This window comes from Bacillus pretiosus, assembly GCF_052947655.1.
In genome coordinates this window covers 4,518,943-4,540,152 of record NZ_CM129593.1, presented here as the reverse complement: position 1 = coordinate 4,540,152, position 21,210 = coordinate 4,518,943, and the positions used below count along the sequence as shown (strand labels likewise).

Here is a 21,210-nt window from a genome sequence, read left to right as displayed (position 1 = left end):
ACAACATATGTAGAAATGTTGCGGTTTTTCTTTTCATAACTATAAAAGATAAGGATTTGTTAACGGGTAATGAATATGGAATGGTTGGAACAATTATTAGGAAAAGAGTGGAGTCTTGTACCGGCTGGTGGAGTAACGGGCGATGCGTATATTGCGCAAAACGGACAACAGAAGTTATTTTTAAAGCGGAATACATCGCCCTTTTTAGCGGTATTGTCAGCAGAAGGAATTGTTCCAAAATTACTTTGGACAAGAAGGGTAACGAACGGTGATGTAATTTCTGCTCAAAAATGGCTTCCGGGACAGAAGCTAGAGCCAGAGGATATGAAACTAGAACGTGTTGCGAAACTTTTGAAGAAAATACACTCTTCTAAAGCGCTTGTACAGATGATTCAAAGACTTGGGAAGCAGCCGCTTCACGCACAAGAGTTATTACAACAACTGCAACTGGTTTTAAGAGGAGATATAAGGGATGATGAAACAATTCAGCAAGGCCTTCAATATTTAATGGATTCATTAAAAGATATTGAATACAATGAATTCGTTGTATGCCATTGTGATGTGAACCATAACAACTGGCTATTGTCGGATGAAGATGAGTTGTTTTTAATTGATTGGGATGGAGCTGTAATTGCTGACCCAGCTCTAGACCTCGGTATGTTATTATATTGGTACATTCCGCGCCACGAATGGAGCGAGTGGCTCAAATATTATGATATTGAAATGGATGAATCGCTGCTTAGGCGTATGAGATGGTATGTAATAGCACAAACGATTTTGTCTATGCAATGGCACACAACAAAAAAACAGCAAGCAGAAGCTGAATATTGGCATCAATATTTACAGCAACTACTTGCTTCAGAGTAATACTTAAGAAAAATTGTCCATTCCAGCAATCCACTGAGTAAGTTGTTCTTGATTATTGGAAATGTGGTTGTCCAAATTAGAGGAAGATTTACCCGATTGACTATAAGAATATACATCGTTTAGCATTGCTTTAGCGTCACTACTTATACTATCGTTTGCGAGTAACGATTGAATGAGACGCTCTAATTGCTCGCATTCAGAAACTGTCCCGCAACAATCACTTTGGTGATTGACTAAAATATCTTTCAGCACTTCTAATTGATGTTGTTGATTAATTGGCATGAACGGATCATCCTTTCGATTGTTTTTCTCTTCAAATGTACGAGAAAAAGCTGTTTCGTCATGGAATGTTTAATGCTGTATGTAGTTTTTATCAAAATGGTACATCTTATACTTGAAAGAAACGGACCGAGTGCTCGTACGTACTTGGTTTTTTGTTTGGGAGATTGATTAAAACAGAGAGAAGGAATTATTCCTTTAAAATAGCTATGTAAAGAGAGGGAGACATCTATGCGTTTAAGACATAAACCATATGCAATGGATCGAATTAATGAGTATTCACATATCGTAATTGGAAACCCAGAGGAGCGCGCTGGTAACTGGAAAGAAGTATTTGGAAATGAGCAACCAATTCATATTGAAGTAGGTACAGGTCGTGGCCGCTTTATGTACGATATGGCAAAAGCAAACCCACATATTAATTATATTGGAATTGAAAAATTCACAAGTGTTGTTGTAGATGCACTTGATAAATTAATTGAAGAAGAAGTACCGAACTTAAAGTTAATTAATAAAGATGCTGAAGATTTAACAGTTTTCTTTGCAAAAGGTGAGATTGACCGCGTTTATTTAAACTTCTCAGACCCATGGCCGAAGAATCGTCATACGAAGCGTCGTCTAACGTATAAAACATTTTTACGCAATTATGAAGAAGTGTTAGTAGAAGGCGGAGAAATTCATTTCAAAACAGATAACCAAGGTTTATTTGAATACTCTCTAATGAGTATGGCTGAGTATGGTATGTTATTAACTTACCTGAGCCTAGATCTTCATAATAGTGATTATGAAGGAAACATTATGACAGAATACGAAGAGAAATTCTCAAGTAAAGGTCATCGTATTTACCGAGTTGAAGCAAAATATCGCACAGAGCCTATGCAGTAATGCATAGGTTTTTTTTGTAACTAAAATAATCGGAATTTTATGTTAATATTGAAAGGAAAGGGGGATGAAAAATGGAACAGTTACAAATTGGAGATATAAAAGTGACGTGGCTAAAAGGCGGGAACACACATTTAGATGGGGGAGCAATGTTTGGTGTTGTACCGAAAGTGCTTTGGTCACGTAAATATAAACATAATGATACAAATCATATTTATTTACGAACAGATCCGTTACTTTTGCAAACGAAAGACGGTAATATGCTCATTGATTCCGGAATAGGAAACGGTAAATTGAATGAGAAGATGAAGCGAAATCAAGGTGTAACAGAAGAGTCATCGGTTTATAAATCATTAGAAAAACTAGATTTAAAACCTGAAGATATTCAGTATGTCTTAATGACACACCTGCATTTTGATCATGCATCTGGTTTAACGAAATGGGAAGGTGATCACCTTGTACCATCGTTTCCGAATGCGAAAGTTTACGTAAGCGAAACAGAATGGAATGAAATGAGGAACCCAAATATCAGGTCGCGTAATACATATTGGAAGGAAAATTGGGAGCCGATTGTAGATCAAGTTGTTACATTCCAGCAAGAAATAGAAATTACGGATGAAATAAAAATGGCGCATACAGGTGGTCATAGTGATGGACATGCAGTTATTGCTTTAGAAAGCAAAGGTGAAACGATGATTCATTTAGCAGACCTATTGCCGACGCACGCACATCAAAATGTACTATGGGTGATGGCCTACGATGATTATCCAATGACATCAATTGAAAATAAGAAAAAGTGGATGGAGTACGGCGCTGAAAACGATGCTTGGTTTACGTTTTATCATGACGCGTATTACCGTGCAGTAAAGTGGAATAAGGAAGGACATATTGTAGAAAAGATAGAGCGGAAAACGAGTGTAGAAGCATAAAAATAGGAGGTTGTTCCAGAATATTTGCTGGAGCAGCCTCCTATTTAGATATGCTATATAAATAATGAAGCATATCTCCATTATAATATTTAGTCATGAATTCTTTTTCTTTAATCATACCAAGCTTCTTAGCAACTTTTTGTGAAGCAATATTGTCATGTTTAATCATTGAATAGACTTTTGATAGTCCTAATTCATTAAAAGCATATTCTTTAATGCTTTTAGTAATTTCACTTGCGTAACCTTTATGCCAAAACTCTTTTTTTAACAAATATCCAATTTCTATGACCTGTTCAACATCGGTATCCTGCATACTTAAACCGGCATTCCCTATAAATTCATCAGTTTCTTTTAGATACATCCCCCATAAGCCAAACCCAAAATCTTTATATCGTTTTATATTTTTATCTAACCAGGATTGGACATCAGCATCAGAAAAATTGTGCTCATAAGCATACATTACATCTGGATCTTGCAACATCATTTTTAAATCATCAAAATCATCTTGTCGCATTTCCTTTAGGCATAAGTATTCGGTTTCTAATATCATCTAACATCGATACTCCTTTTATTTCTTTCACAATTAAAAAATAAGAGGTTCACCTAATGGGAACCCTCCTTTTTATGCTGCTATAACCTCTAAAACAGTACCTGTTTTAGCATCAACTAAAAATTCAAATCGTTCTTGTATATCATCTAACATTGTTGTAAGACCGCCACGATAAACTTCGTATGCGACATCATATTTTTCAAATGCCTCTGGAACCATATGTACCCAAGAGCCAGTAATTTCACCTTTATGACTTAATGCTTGTTTCACCATTTTCAATGCTTTTTCTGAAGAAATATGGGATTGTTCTTGTACTTTGTTTGCAACAAGATAACCAGCTGCGAACCCAACGCCAAGACCTGCTACTAAACCTTTCCAGCTCATATATTCACCTCAATTCTATAAAATAAAAATAGTGTACCAATAATAATTATAAAGCAAATACAGTTAAAAAAGAAGAAACTAGAAACATTTCGAAAATTTCGTTACAATAAAAGAGGTATTCTACTAAGGTTTGAAAGAAGGGGACTTCGTGAATAAAGAGACATTACAATTATTTCGTACGTTAACAGAATTACAAGGTGCATCAGGTTTCGAACATGATGTACGCCGTTTTATGAAGCAAGAATTAAGCAAATATGCGGATGAAATTGTGCAAGACGGTTTAGGTAGCGTATTTGGTCTAAAAAAAGGGGACGAAACTGGCCCACGTGTTCTTGTAGCAGGTCATATGGATGAAGTAGGTTTCATGGTTACGCAAATTACGAAAAACGGGATGCTTCGTTTTCAAACGTTAGGCGGCTGGTGGAGTCAAGTGTTATTAGCGCAACGTGTACAAGTTATGACGAAGAATGGTCCTGTTATTGGGGTTGTTGGTTCTATTCCTCCTCATTTATTAAGTGACGCGCAACGTGCAAAACCGATGGATATAAAAAATATGTTAATTGATATAGGTGCAGATAGCTACGAAGATGCGATTGAGATTGGTGTAAAACCAGGACAACAAATCGTGCCAATCTGTCCGTTTACGCCGATGGCAAATGAAAAGAAAATTATGGCGAAAGCTTGGGACAACCGTTATGGATGTGGCCTTGCAATCGAATTATTAAAAGAATTAAAAGATGAAACATTACCAAACACATTATACTCTGGTGCGACTGTACAAGAAGAAGTTGGTCTTCGCGGTGCACAAACTGCTGCAAATATGATTCAACCAGACATTTTCTATGCGCTTGATGCAAGTCCAGCAAACGATGCATCTGGTGATAAAACGCAGTTCGGTCAATTAGGAAAAGGTGCTCTTCTTCGTATTTACGACCGTACAATGGTAACACATAGAGGAATGCGCGAATTCATTTTAGATACAGCAGAAACACACAACATTCCGTACCAATACTTTATTTCACAAGGTGGTACAGATGCGGGCCGTGTACATACAAGTAACTCAGGTATCCCATCAGCAGTAATTGGTGTTTGCGCACGTTACATTCATACACATGCTTCTATTTTACATGTTGATGATTATGCGGCAGCAAAAGAACTCATTACGAAGCTTGTAAGAGCAACGGATAAAACGACGTTAGAGACAATTAAGAATAACGCGTAGAGGAGAAGGGCGAAAAACCCTTCTTTTTTTAGGTTGAATAGATGCCCCAGCGGTGTGTGGTGGCGGTTAGTGCTTAATAGGTGCTCGAATGGTGTATTAAGACCGTGGGTAGGAAGAAAGAAGAAGCCTGTTTTTTTGTTTAGGACCAATAATATTGCGGAAAGCCATCTTCTTTTATAGGTAAAAGGGATTCCACTGTGGTGTGTGATAGTGGTTGGTACTTAATTTGTGCCGAAGCGGATATTGGATGGAACAAAATGATGAATTTTTATAGAGGTGAACGAAATGAAAGTAGTAGTTGGATCGAAGAATAAAACGAAAGTTGGTGCTGTGGAGAAGGTTTGGAAAGATGCTACAATTACATCTATTTCTGTTCCTTCAGGGGTAGCAAATCAGCCGTTTACAGATGAAGAGACGATGCAAGGAGCGGTTAATAGAGCGAAGCGAGCGCTACAAGAAGGAGAAGCTCAAATTGGTATTGGATTAGAAGGTGGCGTAATGAAAACGGAGCACGGTTTATTTATGTGTAACTGGGGCGCGCTAGCAACAAATACCGGTAAAACATTCGTTGCAGGCGGTGCACGTATTAAGTTACCAGATGATTTTTTAGCACCTCTTGAAGATGGCAAGGAGTTAAGTGAAGTGATGGAAGAGTTTGTACAAAGAAAAGATATTCGTAGTCACGAAGGTGCTATCGGTATTTTTACAGATGATTGTGTCGACCGCACGGAATTATTTGTACATGTTGTTAAGTTACTTGTTGGGCAATATAAGTATGACGAAAAGCAAGCATAAACCTTGCACCATGCGCGATGTATGGTAGTATAAAAGAAAGATTATAACATGAAAAAATGCACTCGTTAGAGGAGGAAATATAGATGAAATCATTAGAAAGCATGGAGCAATTCCAACAATTGAAAAATGAAGAGAATGTAGTCTTTATGTTCTCAGCAGAATGGTGCCCAGACTGCCGTTTTGTAGACCCGTTTATGCCAGAAGTAGAAGAGAAATATAGTGATTTCTCATTTTACTATGTAGATCGTGATGAGTTTATTGATCTATGCGTAAAATTAGACGTATTTGGCATTCCGAGCTTTGTAGCGTACAATAAGGGTGAAGAAACAGGTCGCTATGTAAACAAAGATCGTAAAACACAAGAGCAAATCGAAGAGTTCATTGAAGGTTTAAAATAAGGCAATTTGCCAATTGAATTGTAAAACAACCTCTACCTTCGCGGGGGAGGTTATTTTTTTGGAAGGGAGGAAAAAGAGATGAAGATGACAAGTAAAAAGATGAAAGACGAGTTAATGAAGAAATTATCTCGCCCAGAATGGGACTTTCAGTATGATAGCGAGAAAGAAGTTCTACGTATAGAACAGAAAGACTCGAAAAAAGGTATTAACGTATCGCTTCCAGGAGTTGTGGCAAAATGGGAAGTGAATAAAGAAAAAGCAATTGAAGAGGTTGCTTATTACGTACAAGAAGCGTTAATTGCGATGCATAAAGAAGAAAATAGCGCAGCGAAAATTTTACCTGTTATTCGCTCTACTTCTTTCCCGAAACAAGCAGAAGAAGGAAATCCGTTTATTATGACGGATCATACGGCGGAAACACGTATTTACTACGCGTTAGATTCGAATAAAACGTATCGACTCATTGATGAGCGTCTATTACAAAAATTAGAACTTACAGAGCAACAAGTGCGTGAGATGGCATTATTCAACGCTCGCTCATTAGGTTATGAATTTAAACAAGAAACAGTAGCAGGGAATACATTCTACTTTTTAAACACAAATGATGGGTATGATGCGACGCGTATTTTAAACGAATCGTTACTACAATCGATGCGTGAAAAGATTTCTGGTGACATGGTTGTTGCTGTTCCTCACCAAGATGTATTAATTATTGCTGATATCGTCAACGAAATCGGTTATGATATTATTGCACAAATGACAATGAAATTTTTTGCCGAAGGGCATGTTCCGATTACATCACTTTCATTCGTATATGAAGATGGAGACTTCGAGCCAATCTTTATTTTAGCGAAGAATCGGAAGAAGACAGACGGAAAAGAGAAAGGATGAACGAAGTGAACGTTTTTTACAACCTTGAAGGAATTGGTGACACTCTAATTGTTGCCTTACAAGATATTACTTTAGAGAACCGTACTTTTGATCGCAAAGGAGATGTTGCACGCGTATACGATCGTGAAAGCGATGTAACAGCAGGATTCAACATCTTTAATGCGTCTTCTTACTTAGAAGTAAAAGAAACAGGTAACCTAACATTAACGAAAGAATTTGTAGAAAAAATTAACGGGATTTTAGCGAAGAACGGCTTTGAAGAAACAGTAGAAGCAGATCTTTCTCCAAAATTTGTTGTAGGCTATGTAGCTGAAAAAGAGAAGCATCCAAATGCTGATAAGCTAAACATTTGTAAAGTAGAAATCGGTACAGAAACATTACAAATCGTATGTGGCGCACCGAACGTTGATGCAGGACAAAAAGTTGTCGTTGCAAAAATCGGCGCTGTAATGCCAAGCGGTATGTTAATTAAACCAGCTGAACTTCGCGGTGTTCCTTCTTCTGGAATGATTTGTTCAGCACGTGAATTAGAGCTTCCAAATGCTCCACAAGAAAAAGGTATTCTTGTATTAGAAGATAGCTTTGAAGTTGGACAAGAGTTCAAATTTTAATTGATGTAAGAAAAGAGAGGTTGTCCTTTTGGACAGCCTCTCTTTTCTGTTGAATCATTGATATATTGCGAGTTGTGACAGATATATTCAAAAAATCGTTCATATGATAAGGATGTCACCTTTTTTCTCAAAAACTATATTGTATTTTATAAACAAACTAGTTAAAATTTAGAAAAATAGAAGGGGATAGACGTATGAAACAACAACTAAAAATCGCAGAACTTCTGAAACGAATTGAAACTTCAAAACAGCAAGATATCGAACTAGGTTCCTATGAAATATATGTGTTTAGCGAAAATGAATTAGAAAAAGGACAAATCGGTTATCGATATGATAAACATAAAAATTCATTAATAAGTGAAGAACATGGAAAATGGAAAGAAGAATGGATTGTTATCGGATATGAAACAGATATGGGGGATCCGATTTTCGTAAATGTGGCTGATGGTGCGTATTTAGTTTATACGGCAGAGCGTGGTATAGAAACATGGCAACCCGTTCATATTGGAAATATGGATGAGATTATAAAACAATTATAAAAAAATTTGAGACCGGTGCAAAGTGATGGGAGAAACACATGAAGTATATAAAAATAATGAGCATGATTGTATTCATTGGAATATATATGGGAGGTTGTTCGCAAGAAGAGCCGAAAAAAGAAGTAACATCTTCTATGCAGGAAAAAAAACAAGATAACAGGGAAGACGCACCGGTAGAAAAGCAGCAAGAAGAACAAGAAAAGAAAGAAGAACCGCAAGCAGTTCAAACGAATGAGCAAGTGGAGCAGAAGCAGGAGGAAGTGCCGGCCGAGGAAAAGAAAGAGGAAGCTACGCCAGCGCAGCCAACAGAGCAACCGCTGCAAAATAATGAACAAAAAGTAGAGAGTAATGAAAAACAAGGAAAGTTTCTTGTTGTTATTGATCCGGGGCATCAACAAAAAGCAAATTTAAATTTGGAGCCAATCGGGCCAGGAGCAACGACGCAAAAATATAAAGTGACAGATGGTACAACTGGTGTTGTGACGAAAAAAAGAGAGGCTGTTCTTGTATTAGAAATGGCTTCCGTATTAAAAGAAAAGTTAGAAGCAAAGGGAATACAAGTATTAATGACGAGAACGTCACAAGATGTGGATATAAGTAATAAAGAACGCGCGACATTTGCGAATGATCATAAGGCGAATTTATTTTTACGTCTTCATGCAGATGGCTCTGAAAATCCGAATCAAAGTGGATTTGCTGTATTAACGCCGGCAGAAGGAAGTCCGTACACGAAAGAGATTTATGCTGAAAGTCTTCAAATCTCTCAAACGATTGTAAATAAAATGAGAGAGAATCATCAAGTGAAAGTAAATGGAATTAAATTCAGGGATGACCTTTCTGGATTTAATTGGGCAAAGGTTCCTGGCGTACTATTAGAACTTGGATTTATGTCAAATTCTGAAGAAGATAAAAAATTATCTGACCCACAGTATGTAAATTCTTTATTGCAAAGTGTAACGGATAGTGTAGATGAGTATCGGAAGAGTAAAGCTTAAACGCAGTCTTACATGGAAGGCTGCGTTTTTCCATATGAAAACACTCGTAAATTAGAATGTTATGGATAAATATGACATGCTTAATTTTACCTGCACTTTTTGCCGAATGCTGATACAATAAAGGATGTTACTATTTAGTAGAAAGAGTGGTAAGCATGTTAGATTGGATGAAAAAGCTGTTTAACAAAGAGGAAGAACAAACAGCGATAAATAAAGAAGTACCAAAGCAAATCGAAAGTCAGCCGAAGATCCCTCGTGTAAACCACTACACTGAAGCAAGAGAAGCACAAATGGCAAGTCGGAATGCAGGTAAATGCCGTTTTCCATTAGTACCGGATAATGGGTTCGATGAAGAGGATGTTATAGCAACAGGGCATTTTGAAGAACAACCTGTTCAAGTTGTAACATATGAAAATCAGCCTACTCAAAGAGGGGTCAAAGTGGAAAGAAGTAGACGACAGTATGTGGAAAAAGTAGTTTCTACATATGAAGAGCCGGCAGTACAATATGAACCGGAGAGAGAGCCTGTCGTAAAGAAAGCATCTGCACCTTCGCAAGAAAGTAACCGTAGACCATTTCGTCCAACAGAAATGATCTCGCCAATTTACGGATATAATCGTCCTTCTGTAGAGAAAAAGGTAGAAAAGCAGGAGGAAAAAAAGGAAAGAGAAGATCTTGAAATATCTGTAGAGGGCAAATCAGTCGTTGATGCATGGTTAGAGAAAAAAGGATATACATTATCTGATTTCTCAGAAGGACAAGCAACGAATTCTTCCAGTCATGAAGGTGTTGATCAGCGAGATCAACAAAGTAAAAAGGAAGAAAAGTCAGTTGTCGATCAATGGCTAGAGAAAAACGGTTATGAAATTGAACGCCAAGAGCCTATAGTAGAAGAAAAAGAAGTGGTTCAAGAAATTAGTGCACAGCAGGCAGTTCCAGCGGGTGAAGTACCTCATCAAACAATTGCTGAGCGTATGGAAGATGCTAAGCAAGAAAGTGATGTAGTGGTCAAAAACATTCTACAAACAGAATTAGTAGATTCTAAAGTAGAGCACGAGGATACAATATTATCAGAAGAAACTAAACGTAATACAGAAATAGAACAACCTACTATTGAAGTAGAAAAGCAAGCTCCAGCAGAATCAGTGATTGTCAAAGCAGAAGAAAAACTTGAAGAAACAATCATCGTGGAAATACCAGAAGAAGTGGAAGTAATTGCAGAAACAGAAGAGTCAGAAGAAGTGGAAGTAATTGCAGAAGCAGAAGAGCTAGAAGAAGTGGAAGTAATTGCAGAAGCAGAAGAGCTAGAAGAAGTGGAAGTAATTGCGGAAGCAGAAGAGCTAGAAGAAGTGGAAGTAATTGCGGAAGCAGAAGAGTTAGAAAAAGTGGAAGTAATTGCAGAAACAGAAGAGCTAGAAGAAGTGGAAGTAATTGCAGAAGCAGAAGAGCTAGAAGAAGTGGAAGTAATTGCGGAAGCAGAAGAGTTAGAAGAAGTGGAACCTATAGCACTTGAGGAAACACAGCAAGAAATGGTTTTAAATGAAGCAATTGAACTAAAGAATGGATTCATACATGTTACTGAGGTTGATGAACAAACGAAAAAAGATGTTCAAAGCTTTGCAAATGTTTTAATTGCAGAAGAACAACAAGTTGTAGAAGAAGCGCCGATTGCGGAAGAACAACGAGTTGTAGAAGAAGCGCCGATTGCAGAAGAACAACGAGTTGTAGAAGAAGCACTAATTGCAGAAGAACAACAAGTTGTAGAAGAAGCACGGATTGCGGAAGAGCAACGAGTTGTAGAAGAAGCGCCGATTGCGGAAGAGCAACGAGTTGTAGAAGAAGCGCCGATTGCAGAAGAACAACGAGTTGTAGAAGAAGCACCGATTGCAGAAGGACAACAAGTTGTAGAAGAAGCACCGATTGCGGAAGAGCAGCCAGTTGTAGAAGAAGCACTGATTGCAGAAGAACAACAAGTTGTAGAAGAAGCGCCGATTGCGGAAGAGCAGCCAGTTGTAGAAGAAGCACGGATTGCAGAAGAACGACAAGTTGTAGAAGAAGCACTAATTGCAGAAGAACAACAAGTTGTAGAAGAAGCACGGATTGCGGAAGAGCAACGAGTTGTAGAAGAAGCGCCGATTGCAGAAGAACAACGAGTTGTAGAAGAAGCGCCGATTGCAGAAGAACAACGAGTTGTAGAAGAAGCACCGATTGCGGAAGAGCAACGAGTTGTAGAGGAAGCACCGATTGCAGAAGGACAACAAGTTGTAGAAGAAGCACGGATTGCGGAAGAGCAACGAGTTGTAGAAGAAGCGCCGATTGCGGAAGAGCAGCCAGTTGTAGAAGAAGCACGGATTGCAGAAGAACGACAAGTTGTAGAGGAAACACCGGTCTCAGAAGAGCAACAAATTGTACAAAAAGAAGAACCAAAACGTCAGAAAAAGCGCCATGTCCCATTTAATGTTGTTATGTTGAAACAAGACAGAACGCGATTAATGGAAAGACATGCGGCTAGAGTAAATGCAATGCAACCTTCTATGAGTGAACGAGTAGAGAATAAGCCTGTCCAACAAGTGGAAGAAAAGCCAATGCAGCAAGTAGTAGTGGAACCACAAGTGGAAGAAAGACCAATGCAACAAGTGGCAGTAGAACCACAAGTGGAAGAGAAACCAATGCAGCAAGTAGTGGTAGAATCACGAGTGGAAGAAAAGCCAATGCAGCAAGTAGTAGTGGACCCACAAGTGGAAGAAAGACCAATGCAACAAGAGGTAGTAGAACCACAAGTGGAAGAGAAATCAATGCAGCAAGTGGTGGTAGAATCACGAGTGGAAGAACACCCAGTGCAACAAGTAGTAGTAGTAGAACCACAAGCGGAAGAGAAACCAATGCAGCAAGTAGTGGTGGAATCACAAGTGGAAGAACGTCCAGTGCAACAAGTGGTGGTAGAGCAAGTACAAAAGCCAACTTCAAGTACGGAAGTACAAGAGAAAGCATATGTTGTAAATCAAAGAGAGAACGATATGCGAAATGTATTGCAAACACCACCGACATATGCAATTCCGCCATTAACATTGTTGTCAATTCCGCAGCAGGCAGCTTTAGATAATACGGAATGGTTGGATGAACAGAAAGAATTATTAGATACAACATTTAATAATTTCCACGTTGGTGCACATGTTATTAACGTATCGCAAGGTCCAGCGGTAACTCGTTTTGAGGTACAGCCAGACCCAGGTGTGAAAGTAAATAAAATTACAAACTTAAGTGATGATATTAAACTGAGTTTAGCAGCGAAAGATATTCGTATTGAAGCACCGATTCCAGGGAAGAGTGCGATTGGAATCGAAGTTCCAAATAAAGAAAGTAAGCCAGTATTCCTTCGTGAAATTTTAAGAAGTCCTGTGTTTACAAAGAGCGAATCACCGCTTACAGTTGCGCTAGGACTTGATATTTCAGGCGATCCAATTGTAACGGATATTCGAAAAATGCCACATGGACTTATTGCGGGTGCAACGGGTTCTGGTAAAAGTGTGTGCATTAACGCAATTTTAACGAGCATTTTATATAAAGCGAAACCGCATGAAGTGAAGTTAATGTTAATCGATCCGAAGATGGTTGAGCTTGCACCATACAATTCTGTTCCGCATCTTGTAGCACCTGTTATTACGGATGTAAAAGCAGCGACAGCTGCATTAAAGTGGGCGGTTGAAGAAATGGAGCGTCGTTATGAATTGTTTGCGCACGCTGGTGCTCGTGATTTAACTCGTTATAATACGATTGTAAGTGGGCGAGAAATTCCAGGAGAGACATTACCTTATATCGTTATTGTCATTGACGAGTTAGCCGATTTAATGATGGTAGCACCTGGTGATGTTGAGGAAGCGATTTGTCGTATTGCGCAAAAAGCACGTGCTTGTGGTATTCATTTATTAGTAGCAACGCAGCGTCCGTCTGTAGATGTTATTACAGGTTTAATTAAGTCAAACATTCCAACGCGTATTGCGTTTACTGTATCATCTCAAGTTGATTCGCGTACGATTATTGATATTGGGGGCGCGGAGAAATTACTTGGCCGTGGTGATATGCTATTTTTAGGAAACGGTACGTCTAAACCAGTTCGTGTACAAGGTGTATATGTATCGGATGATGAGATTGAGAAAACAGTTGATCATGTGAGAAAGCAAATGAAGCCGAATTACTTATTTAAGCAAGAGGATTTATTAGCGAAAACAGAACAAGCTGAGTCGGAAGACGAATTGTTCTTTGATGCATGTCAATTTGTTGTAGAACAAGGGGGAGCGTCCACATCTTCTGTACAGCGAAAATTCCGCATCGGTTATAATCGCGCGGCACGTCTCATTGAAGAGATGGAATCGCAAGGGATTATTTCTGAAGGAAGAGGAACGAAACCGAGAGATGTCCTTATTTCTGAGGATGAATTCGCTGCTATGCAGGAAACAAATGTATAGTAAACGGTTTTGCTGTATACTAATAGAAAATGTTGGATAGTAAAGTAGGGAGTAAAGCGACATGAAAGAAATTGAATTAAAATTAAAAGGTGAAATAAATAGACTAACAAATAGAACATTTAAATTTGACGAACGTGTTGGAGAAGGTTGGTTCTCTGCCGTTTACTTTTTAAAGACTAGAGAAATCATTGAAGAATTTCGCCCGAAAAGTGTTGTGACGATGCAATTTTTCCAAAAGGAAAATGCAGTTCTTTGCGGAACAGATGAAGTGATTGCGTTGCTACAAACATTCGCCAAAAATCCTGAGGAACTTGAAATTAACTCTTTAAAAGATGGCGATAATATTAGTCCGTTTGAAACAGTGTTAACAATTCATGGTCCTTATGAAAATTTCGGATTTTTAGAAGGTGTCATTGATGGAATTTTAGCCCGTCGTACATCAGTTGCGACAAACGTATATAACGTTGTCCAAGCTGCGCGTAGCGTAGATAAAGAAAAACCAGTTATTTTCATGGGAGATCGTGACGATCATTATACGCAACAAGCTGGTGACGGTTATGCAGCATACATCGGAGGTATGAGCGCACAAGCGACGCATGCGATGAATGAATGGTGGGGTAGAAGTGGTATGGGGACAATGCCTCACGCATTAATTCAAATGTTTAATGGTGATGTTGTGGAAGCGGCAAAAGCATATCATAAGAAATTCCCAGAAGATGAATTAGTTGTATTAATTGATTACAATAATGATGTCATTACAGATGCACTTCGCGTAGCGCGTGAATTTGGATCAACATTAAAAGGTGTACGTGTAGATACGTCGCGCACGATGATTGATCAATACTTCATTCGCCACCCAGAAGTACTTGGAACATTCGATCCACGTGGTGTAAACCCATCGCTTGTATTCGCACTTCGTAAAGCACTTGATGAAGAAGGATTCCAGCATGTAGACATCGTTGTAACTGGTGGATTTGATGAGAAGCGTATTCGTGAATTTGAAGCTCAAAACGTACCTGTTGATATATACGGAGTAGGAAGTAGCTTATTAAAAATGAATATTGGCTTTACTGGTGATAACGTAGAATTAAATGGAAAACCAGAAGCGAAAGCTGGTCGTAAATATCGTCCAAACCCACGTCTAGAGCGTGTTCAATTAGAAAAAAGAGAAGATATGTAAAAGAGAGAAAAACTGATAGGTGATTGACCCTATCAGTTTTTCTGTTATCATAGTATAGCGGCTTCTTTTTTGCTATAATGGATTTGTTATGGACATAAAAAAGAAGTACGTACGAGTTTATCCTGATAAGTGAAGGGAAAGAATAACTTCACTACATCAAAAATGTATGATGATTACCAAAATAAGAAAAGATTCATATACTGTCTTATAGATAGGCCGTTGTATTAGTTCGAAATGTTGGAGGTTCTTTAAGATGACAGTTTACCATTTTGTAGGAATTAAAGGAACAGGAATGAGTTCATTAGCTCAAATTCTTCATGACATGAAGCATACTGTTCAAGGGTCTGATTATGAAAAGCGTTTCTTTACACAAACAGCGTTGGAAAAGCGTAATATCTCGATCCTTCCTTTTGATAAAAATAATGTAAAAGAAGGACAAGTGATTATTGCAGGAAATGCATTTCCTGATACGCATGAAGAAATTGTAGCAGCAAAAGAATTAAATATCCCAGTACATCGTTACCATCACTTCTTAGGTGATCTTATGAACCAATACACAAGTGTTGCTGTAACTGGTGCACATGGAAAAACATCAACAACTGGTTTGTTAGCCCATGTAATGCAAGGTGCACACCCTACATCTTACCTCATTGGAGATGGAACAGGGCATGGGGTAGAAAATAGTAAGTATTTTGTATTTGAAGCTTGTGAGTATCGTCGTCATTTCTTGTCTTACAATCCAGACTATGCAATTATGACAAACATTGATTTTGATCATCCAGATTATTTCTCAGATATCAATGATGTATTCAATGCATTCCAAGAGATGGCATTGCAAGTGAAAAAAGGTATTATTGCATGTGGAGATGATGAAGAACTTCAAAAAATTCAAGCGAAAGTACCTGTTATTTTCTATGGATTTGGAGAAGATAATGATTTCCAAGCACGTAACATTCAAAAGAGAACAGATGGTACTATTTTCGATGTATTCGTTCGTAATACGTACTATGACACGTTCAAAATTACAGGATACGGCAACCACAGCGTATTAAATGCATTAGCAGTAATCGCGCTTTGCCATTATGAAAACGTTGATGTAGAAGCAGTTAAGCATCAGTTAACAACTTTTGAAGGCGTAAAACGTCGCTTTAATGAAAAGCCAATGGGAGAGCAAGTTATTATCGATGACTACGCACACCATCCGACAGAAATTAATGCAACGATTGAAGCAGCTCGTCAAAAACATCCAGAGCGTGAAGTTGTCGCTGTATTCCAGCCGCATACATTCTCACGTACAGAAAAGTTCTTAGATGAGTTCGCTGAAAGCTTAAGCAAAGCTGACCAAGTATACTTATGTGATATTTTCGGATCAGCGCGCGAAAACAAAGGTGAATTAACAATCGAAGATCTGCAAAAGCGTATTGACGGTGCAGAACTAATTACAGATACAACAACGGATGTATTAAAGAAACATAAAAACGGCGTTCTAATTTTCATGGGCGCAGGAGACATCCAAAAATTCGAAGCAGCTTACGTAAAAGAAGTTCAAGTTGCAGAGAAGTAATAGAAAAGACGCATAGCTGTGGCTGTGCGTCTTTTTTTGTTGTATTCGATATATTTTAAAAAGCGTTAATCTGTTGATATTGTTTATTCTTTTTGTATAGTTGTTTTAATAAAAAGATATATAGTGAACTAAAAAGTACATATCCGATTAAATAATAGAATGAAAATATATCGAATTGTTTTGTTATCATAATTCGAATCGCGAAGAATGCAAACGGAAGTGCAATTAAAACGCTAGTACTAAAGGAAATCATTGTTTTTAAAAATTTTAATTGCTTTGTATTCCAATGGTTTTCTCTACAGATGAACCAAATATTGCTTACGATAAAGGCTAATAAAAATGGTAAATTAGCTGAAATATTTATAAAGCCAAGTGCGATAGGTACTGATAAAGCAACGAGTGGAGCAACAGATAGCCCTGTAAAGTATTTAATAAATGTATTTGTAAATTGCTGTGCATCTTGAATAACGTCTGTATATTCTCCGGCAATTTCCTTTGCTAATTCTTTTGGAGGAAGAAATTCTTCAATCACTTGTGAAGGGATGATTTCTAATGGTATCCCTTCACTTTCTTTACTTAATGCATTTTCATATAAATCGGATTTGATTTCTAGCACATGTTGTTCTCTTGCTGAGGTAGGTAAGTTCATTAAACCTTTGTCGAAATCCTGTAAGAAAGAAGTAATGAGTTCATTTGAAAAGAATTGTTCTTTATTCATTTTTTATCCTCTCCTTTAGCTAGTAACATTAGAGCATGATACACTGCATCATAATCATGTAAGCGACTATTTAAAATTTCTCTCCCTTCGTCTGTAATTCGATAGTATTTTCTTTTTGGGCCATCACCGGACTCTTCCCAATAGGAAATAGCCCAATTGTTTTTCGTGATTCGATTTAATATGGGGTAAATCGAACCGTTTGGGATATGAAACACAGGGATATCTTGTAATGCACTTGTAATTTCGTATCCGTACATAGGTTGTTTACTTATTAAAGACAAAATAGCGAGATCAAAAACACCTTTACGTAATTGAATTATAAAATTATCATTTTTTTCCATACTTTAACTATATATGATTCATATCTAGATATCAATCATATATAGTGGTTGTTCATATATAAAATTCAAAAGAAAGTGTGAATATTTAACAATTTACATCTGTAAGTGTTAGAATAATAAGAAAACTAAAAGGGAGCTAAAAAACATGTTCACACTTCGAGTAGACGATGAAATCGAATTACAGTTATTAGAGAAGCATCATAAAGAGGAACTATATCAATTAATAGACCAAAATCGTAATCATTTACGAAGATGGCTTCCTTGGGTAGATGGGGTAAAATCTGCTGGTGCGTATGATGAGATTTGTCCGATGTGGTTAAAGAAGTTTGCAGAGGGAGACGGTTTTGAAAGTGGCATACGTTATAAAGGAAAGCTCGTTGGGATGGTAGGCATTCATCCGGTAAGTTGGGGGAAGAAAGCGGCCAGTCTCGGATATTACCTGGCAGAAGATGCTGGCGGGAAAGGTATTATGACGCGTAGCGTGAAGGCTGTACTTCACTATGCATTTGAGAATTTAAAATTAAATAAAGTGGAAATTAGATGCGGTGTTGAAAATGTGAAAAGCCGCGCTATTCCAGAGCGTTTAGGTTTTAAGTTAGATGGTATTTTAAGAGATGATGAATGGCTATATGATCATTTTCACGATATCGCTGTATATAGTTTACTAGCTTCAGAGTGGAAGGAGATTCGATGAACGAGAAGATACGCATTATTCCGTATGAAAGTACGTTTCAAGATAAAGTAGTAGATCTTATCGTTCATATTCAGCAAAAAGAGTACAATGTCCCCATTACGAAAGAAGAGCAGCCAGACCTGCTTGAAATAGAAACATTTTATCAAAGGAATCATGGAAACTTTTGGGTAGCAACTTATGATGATAAAGTAGTTGGAACAGTAGCTTTATTAGATATTGAGAATCAGCAAGTAGCGTTAAGAAAAATGTTCGTAAAAAAAGAATTTCGTGGAAAAGCGTGGGGCGCATCACATAAGTTGCTCCAAACAGCAATTTCGTGGGCTGAGAATAAAAAGCTGAAAGATATTTACTTAGGAACGACAGTGAAATTTTTAGCAGCACATCGCTTTTATGAAAAGAATGGTTTTCAAAGTGTGGATATAGAAGATTTGCCAAAAAGTTTTCCAGTGTTACAGGTGGATAAGAAATTCTATAGATATATTGTTTAAGAAGGTCATGTAGAAATGGCCTTTTTTTATGGACTAAAATGGAAAAAAGTGGTATAATTTGGGGTGGAGGTGCGTGTATGAACATTCCGATTCAAAGAAGTAAATCGGTAGTAATTTTCGTTTGTCTCACGTTAGTTTTTATGTTCGTATATCCGCTTGTCATGATTATCTCAAATAAAGAGCAGTGGATGTCAGCGTTAATTGGAATGGGTTTATGTTTCCTTGTAAATGTACCACTCGTTTGGGAAGTATTTATTAAAAAGCATAAAGTAGAGAATGGTGTATTAAAGTACGGTATTTTAAATGACGATATCGTATTGAAAGAGATACGAATCATTCGTCAAGTTGGGAAATCCCTTGAAATTACGACGAATGCATACAAAGTACATATGGTTGCAATGCCGCAACATATGAATGAATTTTTGGCGCTTATCGAGAAAGAGAACCCAAATGTGAAAATAGAAATGGTAGGTAAGAAATGAAATATGTAAAACCTTTATTCTGTTTAGAAATTTTGTTTGTGCTTGTTGGTTGCACTAGAGTATATATGAAATGGGATCTGCCTCTATATGTACCGATATTAATAGGTACTATCGCAGTGGCGCTGTTATATTATTTTCATTTTCAGCAAACAAAAAACGAAAAAAGTAGCTCTATGTAATTAGGAGGATTAGAAATGAAAAAAGTCCTTATGTTATTTTTACTTCTGCTAACCGCATCCGTTCTTTTAATAGGGTGTGGTGCGAAGAAGGAAAAGGCTGATATGAACTTTGATAAGGCACAAAAGGTTGAGATTGAATTACTTACGGATTCAAGTGATAAAAAAGTAATTACTGATAAGAAAGAAATTGAAAAGCTGTTTGAAGTCATGAAAATGGATAAGTGGGAAATGCAGTCGGCTCCTTTAGATACTCCGCAAGGGAAAACATTTAAAATGTACCAAGAGGATACAAAAAAATTATCGGAGTCGAGTAATGATAAAAAAGAGTTACATGAAATTGGTACGATGACAGTATATAAAGATGTCCCTTATGTGGAAGTTGAAATGAAAAATAAGAAAATGAGTTTTAAAGTGCCAGAAGATGTGGCGAAAGATTTATTAAATTATTAATAAAAAAACGCTCGGAGAACATTCCGAGCGTTTTTATTATTATTTTAAGTTCTCTGGGTTTAAAGCTTCTAGTTCAGATACAACGAAGCGTCCGTCTTTACGGATTAGTACGTCGTCGAAGTAAATTTCGCCGCCGCCGTATTCAGGGCGCTGGATGCATACTAAATCCCAGTGAATGTTCGAGTTGTTGCCGTTCCATGCATCTTCGTAAGCTTGTCCAGGTGTAAAGTGGAAGCTGCCATCGATTTTTTCATCGAATAGGATGTCTCCCATTGGATGTAAGATGTATGGGTTTACGCCAATTGCGAACTCACCAACGAAGCGTGCGCCTTCGTCTGTATCGAAGATTTTGTTAATGCGCTCTGTATCGTTTGCAGTTGCTTCAACGATTTGACCGTTCTCAAATTTAAGTTGTACATTTTCAAATGTATAACCGTTGTAAGGAGATGGTGTGTTGTAAGAAACTGTACCATTAACAGAATCGCGAACTGGTGCAGAGTATACTTCACCGTCTGGAATGTTTAAATGACCTGAGCATTTAATAGCTGGAATATCTTTAATAGAGAATGTTAAGTCAGTTCCAGGGCCAGTTAGGCGAACTTTATCAGTTTTATTCATTAATGTAACAAGGCTATCCATCGCCTTATCCATTTTACCGTAGTCTAAGTTACAAACTTCGAAGTAGAAGTCTTCGAAAGCTTCTGTGCTCATTTTAGCAAGCTGCGCCATAGAAGCATTTGGGTAGCGAAGAACAACCCAGCGCGTTTTCGGAACGCGGATGTCTCTATGAACTTTCTTACCAACTGTTTGACCGTGAATTTGCATTCTTTCACTTGGCACGTCAGCTTGTTCGTTAATGTTATCGCCAGAGCGAAGACCGATATAAGCGTCCATATCTTTCATTACGCTTGCTTCATATGCAGCGATTTGTTCAAAATGTTCTTCAGTAGCACCCATTAATAAAGAGCGATCTACTTGATGATCTTTTAAAGAAACGAAGGGGAAACCACCAGCTGCATATGCTTCTTTTACAAGTGCAGTTACAAGTTCTTTTTGTAAGCCAAAGTTTTCAATTAATACTTTTTCGCCTTTTTGTAAGCGGATAGAGTAGTTAATTAAATTGTATGCTAACTTTTCAATGCGTGGATCTTTCATATGTAAAGCCTCCCTACTAATTATGTATCCTCTCCTATTGTAACCTACTTAGTGGAATTTGTTGAATCATTTATGTTAAAGTTAACGAATAAGTATGAAAATTCTAATGAAAAGATAGGGATTAGAACGAAACGGAAAATGATTGTATAAT

24 protein-coding genes are annotated in these 21,210 nt (G+C 37.6%); 18 read left to right on the top strand and 6 right to left on the bottom strand.

Annotated elements, in window-relative coordinates; translation table 11 throughout:
- The first annotated feature begins 69 nt into the window (after positions 1-69).
- A complete protein-coding gene (locus tag ACU8YW_RS23425) occupies positions 70-867 on the top strand; it encodes a phosphotransferase family protein (protein WP_087984845.1) in 798 nt (265 codons plus the stop codon).
- Between the two features lie 3 nt (positions 868-870).
- On the opposite strand, the gene ACU8YW_RS23420 is transcribed toward ACU8YW_RS23425, so the two are convergent.
- Positions 871-1,149: a YtzH-like family protein gene (locus tag ACU8YW_RS23420; RefSeq protein ID WP_001122236.1), complete on the bottom strand. Its 279-nt coding sequence runs from the start codon at positions 1,147-1,149 to the stop codon at positions 871-873.
- 228 nt (positions 1,150-1,377) lie between these two features.
- Between ACU8YW_RS23420 and trmB the strand changes: the two genes are divergently transcribed.
- Both trmB and ACU8YW_RS23410 read left to right on the top strand, forming a co-directional pair.
- A complete protein-coding gene (gene trmB / locus ACU8YW_RS23415; RefSeq protein ID WP_001239384.1) occupies positions 1,378-2,031 on the top strand; it encodes a tRNA (guanosine(46)-N7)-methyltransferase TrmB in 654 nt (217 codons plus the stop codon).
- Positions 2,032-2,102: 71 nt separating this feature from the next.
- Positions 2,103-2,957: a YtnP family quorum-quenching lactonase gene (locus tag ACU8YW_RS23410; protein ID WP_075311122.1), complete on the top strand. Its 855-nt coding sequence runs from the start codon at positions 2,103-2,105 to the stop codon at positions 2,955-2,957.
- Positions 2,958-2,997: 40 nt separating this feature from the next.
- Here ACU8YW_RS23410 and ACU8YW_RS23405 read toward each other — a convergent pair whose 3' ends face one another.
- Together ACU8YW_RS23405 and ACU8YW_RS23400 are read right to left on the bottom strand one after the other, a co-directional pair.
- Entirely contained in the window at positions 2,998-3,507 is a 510-nt protein-coding gene (locus ACU8YW_RS23405) for a GNAT family N-acetyltransferase (protein ID WP_088609956.1), read from the bottom strand.
- 72 nt (positions 3,508-3,579) lie between these two features.
- A complete protein-coding gene (locus ACU8YW_RS23400) occupies positions 3,580-3,891 on the bottom strand; it encodes a PepSY domain-containing protein (RefSeq protein ID WP_048540743.1) in 312 nt (103 codons plus the stop codon).
- Positions 3,892-4,039: 148 nt separating this feature from the next.
- On the opposite strand from ACU8YW_RS23400, the gene ACU8YW_RS23395 reads away from it, so the two are divergent.
- From ACU8YW_RS23395 to murC, 10 genes are all read left to right on the top strand, one after another.
- Positions 4,040-5,113, top strand: a complete 1,074-nt coding sequence (locus tag ACU8YW_RS23395) for a M42 family metallopeptidase (RefSeq protein WP_001031515.1) — start codon at positions 4,040-4,042, stop codon at positions 5,111-5,113.
- Between the two features lie 285 nt (positions 5,114-5,398).
- On the top strand, positions 5,399-5,908 hold the full coding sequence (locus ACU8YW_RS23390) for a DUF84 family protein (RefSeq protein ID WP_426934104.1): 510 nt from the start codon (positions 5,399-5,401) through the stop codon (positions 5,906-5,908).
- Between the two features lie 83 nt (positions 5,909-5,991).
- On the top strand, positions 5,992-6,306 hold the full coding sequence (locus ACU8YW_RS23385; RefSeq protein ID WP_000838193.1) for a thioredoxin family protein: 315 nt from the start codon (positions 5,992-5,994) through the stop codon (positions 6,304-6,306).
- Between the two features lie 78 nt (positions 6,307-6,384).
- Positions 6,385-7,197, top strand: a complete 813-nt coding sequence (locus tag ACU8YW_RS23380; RefSeq protein ID WP_000784602.1) for a DUF1444 domain-containing protein — start codon at positions 6,385-6,387, stop codon at positions 7,195-7,197.
- Positions 7,194-7,808, top strand: a complete 615-nt coding sequence (gene ytpR / locus ACU8YW_RS23375) for a YtpR family tRNA-binding protein (protein WP_088609954.1) — start codon at positions 7,194-7,196, stop codon at positions 7,806-7,808. The genes ACU8YW_RS23380 and ytpR overlap by 4 nt, the downstream gene beginning before the upstream one ends.
- Positions 7,809-8,002: 194 nt before the next feature.
- Entirely contained in the window at positions 8,003-8,347 is a 345-nt protein-coding gene (locus tag ACU8YW_RS23370) for a thiamine transporter (protein WP_426934103.1), read from the top strand.
- Positions 8,348-8,385: 38 nt separating this feature from the next.
- Positions 8,386-9,342: an N-acetylmuramoyl-L-alanine amidase gene (locus ACU8YW_RS23365; protein WP_097889186.1), complete on the top strand. Its 957-nt coding sequence runs from the start codon at positions 8,386-8,388 to the stop codon at positions 9,340-9,342.
- Positions 9,343-9,497: 155 nt separating this feature from the next.
- Positions 9,498-13,808 carry a DNA translocase FtsK gene (locus ACU8YW_RS23360; protein WP_446894010.1) on the top strand — a complete coding sequence of 1,437 codons (4,311 nt, stop codon included), beginning with the start codon at positions 9,498-9,500 and terminating at the stop codon, positions 13,806-13,808.
- Between the two features lie 61 nt (positions 13,809-13,869).
- Positions 13,870-14,988 (top strand): nicotinate phosphoribosyltransferase, encoded by a 1,119-nt coding sequence (locus tag ACU8YW_RS23355; RefSeq protein ID WP_000658380.1) that lies wholly within the window; start codon positions 13,870-13,872, stop codon positions 14,986-14,988.
- Between the two features lie 253 nt (positions 14,989-15,241).
- On the top strand, positions 15,242-16,552 hold the full coding sequence (murC, locus tag ACU8YW_RS23350) for a UDP-N-acetylmuramate--L-alanine ligase (RefSeq protein ID WP_000219461.1): 1,311 nt from the start codon (positions 15,242-15,244) through the stop codon (positions 16,550-16,552).
- A gap of 55 nt (positions 16,553-16,607) precedes the next feature.
- Here the strand turns inward: murC and ACU8YW_RS23345 are convergent, their stop codons facing one another.
- Both ACU8YW_RS23345 and ACU8YW_RS23340 read right to left on the bottom strand, forming a co-directional pair.
- Positions 16,608-17,270, bottom strand: coding sequence for an HAAS signaling domain-containing protein (locus ACU8YW_RS23345; RefSeq protein ID WP_426934101.1), 663 nt, complete (start codon positions 17,268-17,270; stop codon positions 16,608-16,610).
- Positions 17,267-17,611, bottom strand: coding sequence for a PadR family transcriptional regulator (locus ACU8YW_RS23340; RefSeq protein ID WP_043935380.1), 345 nt, complete (start codon positions 17,609-17,611; stop codon positions 17,267-17,269). The genes ACU8YW_RS23345 and ACU8YW_RS23340 overlap by 4 nt, the downstream gene beginning before the upstream one ends.
- Positions 17,612-17,756: 145 nt before the next feature.
- Here ACU8YW_RS23340 and ACU8YW_RS23335 point away from each other — a divergent pair, with 145 nt between their 5' ends.
- From ACU8YW_RS23335 to ACU8YW_RS23315, 5 genes are all read left to right on the top strand, one after another.
- Positions 17,757-18,305: a GNAT family N-acetyltransferase gene (locus ACU8YW_RS23335; RefSeq protein ID WP_098856916.1), complete on the top strand. Its 549-nt coding sequence runs from the start codon at positions 17,757-17,759 to the stop codon at positions 18,303-18,305.
- Positions 18,302-18,793 (top strand): GNAT family N-acetyltransferase, encoded by a 492-nt coding sequence (locus ACU8YW_RS23330; RefSeq protein ID WP_340435632.1) that lies wholly within the window; start codon positions 18,302-18,304, stop codon positions 18,791-18,793. Before ACU8YW_RS23335 ends, ACU8YW_RS23330 begins: the two co-directional genes overlap by 4 nt.
- 77 nt (positions 18,794-18,870) lie before the next feature.
- Entirely contained in the window at positions 18,871-19,275 is a 405-nt protein-coding gene (locus tag ACU8YW_RS23325) for a PH domain-containing protein (RefSeq protein WP_087985432.1), read from the top strand.
- Entirely contained in the window at positions 19,272-19,454 is a 183-nt protein-coding gene (locus ACU8YW_RS23320; RefSeq protein ID WP_088123539.1) for a hypothetical protein, read from the top strand. Before ACU8YW_RS23325 ends, ACU8YW_RS23320 begins: the two co-directional genes overlap by 4 nt.
- Before the next feature lie 15 nt (positions 19,455-19,469).
- On the top strand, positions 19,470-19,904 hold the full coding sequence (locus ACU8YW_RS23315; RefSeq protein WP_149237462.1) for a hypothetical protein: 435 nt from the start codon (positions 19,470-19,472) through the stop codon (positions 19,902-19,904).
- 39 nt (positions 19,905-19,943) lie between these two features.
- Here the strand turns inward: ACU8YW_RS23315 and ACU8YW_RS23310 are convergent, their stop codons facing one another.
- Complete coding sequence (locus ACU8YW_RS23310; RefSeq protein WP_046956172.1) at positions 19,944-21,059, bottom strand: aminopeptidase; 1,116 nt, start codon at positions 21,057-21,059, stop codon at positions 19,944-19,946.
- Positions 21,060-21,210: the final 151 nt, after the last annotated feature.

Excerpts from the sequence above, each read along its gene's own strand:
- ACU8YW_RS23320 (WP_088123539.1), top strand. The coding sequence starts at position 19,272 with ATGAAATATGTAAAACCTTTATTCTGTTTAGAAATTTTGTTTGTGCTT.
- ACU8YW_RS23400 (WP_048540743.1), bottom strand. The coding sequence starts at position 3,891 with ATGAGCTGGAAAGGTTTAGTAGCAGGTCTTGGCGTTGGGTTCGCAGCT.
- ACU8YW_RS23385 (WP_000838193.1), top strand. The coding sequence starts at position 5,992 with ATGAAATCATTAGAAAGCATGGAGCAATTCCAACAATTGAAAAATGAA.
- ACU8YW_RS23410 (WP_075311122.1), top strand. The coding sequence starts at position 2,103 with ATGGAACAGTTACAAATTGGAGATATAAAAGTGACGTGGCTAAAAGGC.
- murC (WP_000219461.1), top strand. The coding sequence starts at position 15,242 with ATGACAGTTTACCATTTTGTAGGAATTAAAGGAACAGGAATGAGTTCA.
- ACU8YW_RS23315 (WP_149237462.1), top strand. The coding sequence starts at position 19,470 with ATGAAAAAAGTCCTTATGTTATTTTTACTTCTGCTAACCGCATCCGTT.
- ACU8YW_RS23330 (WP_340435632.1), top strand. The coding sequence starts at position 18,302 with ATGAACGAGAAGATACGCATTATTCCGTATGAAAGTACGTTTCAAGAT.
- ACU8YW_RS23370 (WP_426934103.1), top strand. The coding sequence starts at position 8,003 with ATGAAACAACAACTAAAAATCGCAGAACTTCTGAAACGAATTGAAACT.
- ACU8YW_RS23380 (WP_000784602.1), top strand. The coding sequence starts at position 6,385 with ATGAAGATGACAAGTAAAAAGATGAAAGACGAGTTAATGAAGAAATTA.
- ACU8YW_RS23335 (WP_098856916.1), top strand. The coding sequence starts at position 17,757 with ATGTTCACACTTCGAGTAGACGATGAAATCGAATTACAGTTATTAGAG.
- ACU8YW_RS23360 (WP_446894010.1), top strand. The coding sequence starts at position 9,498 with ATGTTAGATTGGATGAAAAAGCTGTTTAACAAAGAGGAAGAACAAACA.
- ACU8YW_RS23365 (WP_097889186.1), top strand. The coding sequence starts at position 8,386 with ATGAAGTATATAAAAATAATGAGCATGATTGTATTCATTGGAATATAT.
- ACU8YW_RS23355 (WP_000658380.1), top strand. The coding sequence starts at position 13,870 with ATGAAAGAAATTGAATTAAAATTAAAAGGTGAAATAAATAGACTAACA.
- ACU8YW_RS23325 (WP_087985432.1), top strand. The coding sequence starts at position 18,871 with ATGAACATTCCGATTCAAAGAAGTAAATCGGTAGTAATTTTCGTTTGT.
- ACU8YW_RS23340 (WP_043935380.1), bottom strand. The coding sequence starts at position 17,611 with ATGGAAAAAAATGATAATTTTATAATTCAATTACGTAAAGGTGTTTTT.
- ACU8YW_RS23420 (WP_001122236.1), bottom strand. The coding sequence starts at position 1,149 with ATGCCAATTAATCAACAACATCAATTAGAAGTGCTGAAAGATATTTTA.
- ACU8YW_RS23405 (WP_088609956.1), bottom strand. The coding sequence starts at position 3,507 with ATGATATTAGAAACCGAATACTTATGCCTAAAGGAAATGCGACAAGAT.
- ytpR (WP_088609954.1), top strand. The coding sequence starts at position 7,194 with ATGAACGAAGTGAACGTTTTTTACAACCTTGAAGGAATTGGTGACACT.
- ACU8YW_RS23345 (WP_426934101.1), bottom strand. The coding sequence starts at position 17,270 with ATGAATAAAGAACAATTCTTTTCAAATGAACTCATTACTTCTTTCTTA.
- ACU8YW_RS23310 (WP_046956172.1), bottom strand. The coding sequence starts at position 21,059 with ATGAAAGATCCACGCATTGAAAAGTTAGCATACAATTTAATTAACTAC.
- ACU8YW_RS23390 (WP_426934104.1), top strand. The coding sequence starts at position 5,399 with ATGAAAGTAGTAGTTGGATCGAAGAATAAAACGAAAGTTGGTGCTGTG.
- ACU8YW_RS23425 (WP_087984845.1), top strand. The coding sequence starts at position 70 with ATGAATATGGAATGGTTGGAACAATTATTAGGAAAAGAGTGGAGTCTT.
- trmB (WP_001239384.1), top strand. The coding sequence starts at position 1,378 with ATGCGTTTAAGACATAAACCATATGCAATGGATCGAATTAATGAGTAT.